Annotated in this window: 5 protein-coding genes; 4 read left to right on the top strand and 1 reads right to left on the bottom strand. The window is 72.9% G+C overall.

The window, feature by feature from the left end; all coding sequences use genetic code 11:
• Positions 1-113 precede the first annotated feature (113 nt).
• Together AB4880_RS05050 and AB4880_RS05045 are read left to right on the top strand one after the other, a co-directional pair.
• Positions 114-785: an MBL fold metallo-hydrolase gene (locus AB4880_RS05050; protein ID WP_367918111.1), complete on the top strand. Its 672-nt coding sequence runs from the start codon at positions 114-116 to the stop codon at positions 783-785.
• A gap of 13 nt (positions 786-798) precedes the next feature.
• The gene (locus AB4880_RS05045; protein ID WP_367918110.1) at positions 799-1296 is read left to right on the top strand and encodes an NUDIX hydrolase; all 498 of its coding nucleotides are present in this window, start codon (positions 799-801) and stop codon (positions 1294-1296) included.
• Here the strand turns inward: AB4880_RS05045 and AB4880_RS05040 are convergent.
• Entirely contained in the window at positions 1280-1885 is a 606-nt protein-coding gene (locus AB4880_RS05040) for a DNA-3-methyladenine glycosylase I (protein WP_367918109.1), read from the bottom strand. The two genes, AB4880_RS05045 and AB4880_RS05040, sit on opposite strands and share 17 nt — an antisense overlap.
• 46 nt (positions 1886-1931) lie before the next feature.
• Here AB4880_RS05040 and AB4880_RS05035 point away from each other — a divergent pair, with 46 nt between their 5' ends.
• On the top strand, positions 1932-3872 hold the full coding sequence (locus tag AB4880_RS05035; RefSeq protein ID WP_367918108.1) for a GMC family oxidoreductase N-terminal domain-containing protein: 1941 nt from the start codon (positions 1932-1934) through the stop codon (positions 3870-3872).
• A gap of 102 nt (positions 3873-3974) precedes the next feature.
• Entirely contained in the window at positions 3975-4376 is a 402-nt protein-coding gene (locus AB4880_RS05030; protein WP_367918107.1) for a hypothetical protein, read from the top strand.
• Positions 4377-4384: the final 8 nt, after the last annotated feature.

Here is a 4384-nt window from a genome sequence, read left to right as displayed (position 1 = left end):
CAGAACTCATCGAGGACCTCATCGAAGGTCGAGCAACGTTGGCGGTGGTCCGGTGGGGACCAGAGGTGCATCAGCAGGTCAGTTGTTCCTGCCGACGTGAGGAAGGTAATCCAGTGAGCTACACCGGAGACGTGAAGGTCGGCGGTCCCGCCGACGTCCGCGAGCTGCCCGCGCTGACGATCAGCAAGGTCGCTGTCGACGAGAAGATGTCGAACAACTGCTACCTGCTGCGCTGCAACGCGACCGGCGACCAGGTCCTCGTCGACGCCGCCGCCTCCCCCGAGACGCTGCTCTCCCTCATCGGCTCCGCCGGGCTCACCACCGTCATCACCACGCACCAGCACTGGGACCACCACCGCGCGCTCGCGGACGTCGTCCGGGAGACGGGTGCGGCCGTCGTCGCCGGCGAGCCCGACGCCGACGCGATCACCGAGCAGACCGGCGTCCCGGTCGAGCGCCGCGTCACCGACGGCGACCGCGTCGCCGTGGGCGACTGCGAGCTCGAGGTCATCCGGATCACCGGCCACACCCCCGGCTCGATCTGCCTCCTCTACCGCGACCCCACCGGCCACCCGCACCTGTTCACCGGCGACTCGCTGTTCCCCGGCGGGGTGGGCGGGACGTTCGGCGACGCCGACGCCTTCGTGTCGCTGATCGGCGACGTGGAGACCAAGCTGTTCGGCGAGCTGCCCGACGACACGTGGTTCTACCCGGGACACGGGGCGGACTCGACGATCGGTGCGGAGCGGCCGAAGGTCGCGGAGTGGCGCGAGCGGGGTTGGTGAGCAGGCGGCCGTAGTGCCCGAGCAGGTCGCCCTGTACGGCGACGACGGCCGCCCCACCGGCGAGGTGGTCGACCGCGCCGAGATGCGCGCGCGCAACCTCCGGCACGCGGCCACGCTGGTCGTCGTCCGCAACAGCCGCGGCGAGGTCTACGTCCACCGGCGCACCCACACCAAGGACGTGTTCCCCGGCCGCTACGACTTCGCGGCGGGCGGGGTGCTCCAGGCCGGCGAGGTCCCGTACGACGCGGCGGTGCGCGAGGCGGCGGAGGAGCTCGGCGTCCACGGGGTCGAGCTCACGCCGCTCGGCGAGGCCGACTATGCCGACGACCACACGCGCTACCACGCGTTCGCCTACACCTGCGTCTACGACGGCCCGATCACGTGGCAGGCGGAGGAGGTCGCGTGGGGCGCGTGGGTGAGTGTCGCGCGGCTGCTCGAGATGCTCGGCGAGGAGGAGTTCGTGCCCGACACGGTGGCGGTGCTGGGCGACTGGCTCAGCTCGGCGGGGTGAAGGCGGCGCGGGCGGCGGCGACCTCGGCGCGGGTGACGCAGCCCTCGACGTGGTCGTTGACCAGGCCCATCGCCTGCATGAACGCGAACATCGTGGTCGGACCGACGAACTTCCAGCCGCGCTTCTTCAGGTCCTTCGACAGTGCGATCGCGGTCGGCGACGTGGTGAGCGTCTGCGGGTCGGAGAGCTCGGCGAGGGGCGGCTCGAAGCTCCAGAAGTACGCCGCGAGCGAGCCGTGCGACGCGACCAGGTCGAGCGCGCGGCCGGCGTTGTTGATCACCGCCTCGATCTTGCCGCGGTGCCGGACGATCCCGGCGTCGGCGAGCAGCCGCTCGACGTCGCGCTCGTCGAAGCCGGCGACCTCCGCGAAGTCGAAGCCGGCGAAGCCCGCGCGGAAGGCGGGACGCTTGACGAGGATGGTGCGCCAGCTCAGGCCGGACTGGAATCCCTCGAGGCTGACCTTCTCGAACAGCCGCTGGTCGTCGACGACGGGGAATCCCCACTCCACGTCGTGGTAGGCGGGGAACTCGGGCGCGGACACCGCCCAGGGGCAGCGCGGCAGGCCGTCGGGACCGGGTACGGCGTTCATGGCGCAGACCCTCCCACGAGGCGCCGACAGCCCCTACTGTCGGTCCATGCCGTTCACCGCGAGGCAGGTCCGGGCGATGGGCCTCATCGCCGACACGTTCGCACCCGCCGCCGACGGGATCCCGGCGCCCACTGACGTCGGCTCCCACGAGCTGGCGCTCCGGATCGCCGAGGCCAACCCGCGCGCCGGCGAGCTCACCCAGCTCAGGCTGCTCCTCGACGCCTGGGACTCCCGCGCGCTCGGCCTCGCGCTCACCGGCCGACCGCGCCGCTTCTCGTCGCTCTCGCAGGGCGAGCGCGAGCGGGTCCTGCTGTCGCTGTCGGACTCGTCGGTCGGCGCCAAGCGCGCGCTCTTCCAGGGCCTCAAGACGGCGTCCCTCTTCCCCTACTACCTGGTCGGCGGGCAACCGCTGTGGCAGCCGATGGGCTACGACGGCCCGCTCGGCCGCGTCGACAGCCCGCCGCCGGCCGTCATCAGGCCGACGGTCCCGGCCCGCGACGCCGACCTGAGCTGCGACGTGGTGGTGGTCGGGTCCGGGGCCGGCGGGGGTACGGCGGCCGGCGTGCTCGCGCAGGCGGGGCTGGACGTCGTCGTCCTCGAGGCGGGCGGCTTCCACGACGAGCGGCACTTCGACGGCGGAGAGGAGACCGGCTTCCTCGACCTCTACGCCCTCGCACCCCAGTCGACCGCGGAGGGACAGGTCGCGCTCGTCGCCGGGCGCGGGCTCGGCGGCGGGACGGTCGTCAACTACTCGACGTCCTTCCGCACGCCGGACCGGGTGCGCGAGGAGTGGGCGTCGTACGGCGCCCGGCAGTTCGCCGACGACGAGTACGCCGCGTCGATGGACGCCGTCTGCGCCCGCCTCGGCGTCAACACCGACCACGACAAGGCCGCGCCGCGCGATGCGATCCTCGAGCGCGGCGCCCGCGCGCTCGGGTGGGACGTCGCCGCGATGCCGCGCAACGTCCGCGGCTGTGACCAGGACGTCGAGTGCGGGCGCTGCGGCATGGGCTGCCGGATCGGCGCGAAGCAGTCGACCGCGAAGACGTGGCTCGAGGACGCCGCCCGCGCGGGCGCGCGGATTCTGACCGGGGTGAAGGTCCGGCAGGTCGTCACGAGCTTCGGGCGCGCGACGGGGGCCGAGGGGACGACGGCCGAGGGGCATCGGATCCGCGTGCGGGCGCGGGCCGTGGTCGTCGCCGCCGGCGCGATCCAGACGCCCGCGCTGCTGCAGCGCAGCGGCCTCACCAACCCGAATATCGGCCGCTACCTGCGCCTCCACCCCGCCACCGCGGTCTGGGGCCGGATGGACGAGCGGGTCGACGGCTGGGTGGGCGCGATGCAGAGCCGGTACGTCGACGCGCTGACCGACCTCGACGGCCGCGGCTACGGGGTCCTCTTCGAGACCGCGCCGCTGACGCCCGCCTTCGGCACCGGGTTCGTCAACTGGCGCGGCGGCGCGGACTTCCGGCAGCGGATGGACGAGCTCGGCCGGACGCTCGGCATCGCGGTCATCGTCCGCGACCGCGATCCCGGCGGCACGGTCCGGATCGGGCGCGACGGCGAGCCCGTCGTCCGCTACACGCTCTCGCCGCAGGACACCGACCACCTGGTCAAGGGTCTCGTCGGCGGCGCCCGGATCGCCGAGGCGGCCGGGGCCCGCTGGATCGCCTCGACCCACCACCGGACGGTGAGCTACGAGCCCGGCGTACGCGGGTCGGTGGGCTCGTTCGAGAGCGACCTCCGTACGGCCGGGGCCGCTCCCGCGACCATGGCGCTCGCCGCACTTCACATCATGGGCAGCGTCCGGATGGGCGGCGCGGCCGAGACGTCGGCCGTCGACCCGGACGGGCGGACGTGGGAGATCGACGGCCTGTATGTCGCCGACGCGTCCTGCTTCCCGACCGCATCGGGCGTGAATCCGATGATCTCGATCGAGTCGATCGCCCACATGACGGCGACCCGGCTGGCGGCGCGGCTGGTCTAGTCACGTCGTCGCGCGCCGAGAGAATTCCTCAGCCGGTGTAACAGCAGGCCGAGGTGAACACATGAACCCGGTGACAACACCCATCGACTTGAGGGAGTCACGATGACCTTCCGCACTCGGACGGCCGCCGCCGTCGCGACTCTGGCCCTCGGCTTCAGCATCGCGCCGCTCGCGAGCGCCGTCGCCGACGCGCCGACCACCCCCGGTCCGTGCGCACAGCAGCAGACCCAGCTCGACCGTGCCACGGCCAAGCTCGACGCGCTCACCGCGAAGTTCGCCGCCAAGCAGGCCAAGGTCCGCGAGGCCCGCGGCGCGGTCAAGGCGGCCGACACCGCCAAGGAGAAGCGCTCCGCGAAGGCGAACCTGGCGCTGGCCAAGGAGAAGAAGACCAAGGTCCAGAAGGCCAAGAAGGCGCAGGTCAAGCGGGTCGAGCAGGCGCAGAAGCGGCTCGACGCGTGCAACGCGGCGCACCCGGCCGCTCCGGGGCCGGCCACGACCGCCTGACACCCGGC

It is taken from the genome of Nocardioides ginsengisoli (assembly GCF_039537225.1).
In the GTDB taxonomy this organism is placed as follows: domain Bacteria; phylum Actinomycetota; class Actinomycetes; order Propionibacteriales; family Nocardioidaceae; genus Nocardioides; species Nocardioides ginsengisoli.
Note: the sequence above shows the minus strand (reverse complement) of the source record. Positions and strands in the feature narration are given on the sequence as shown.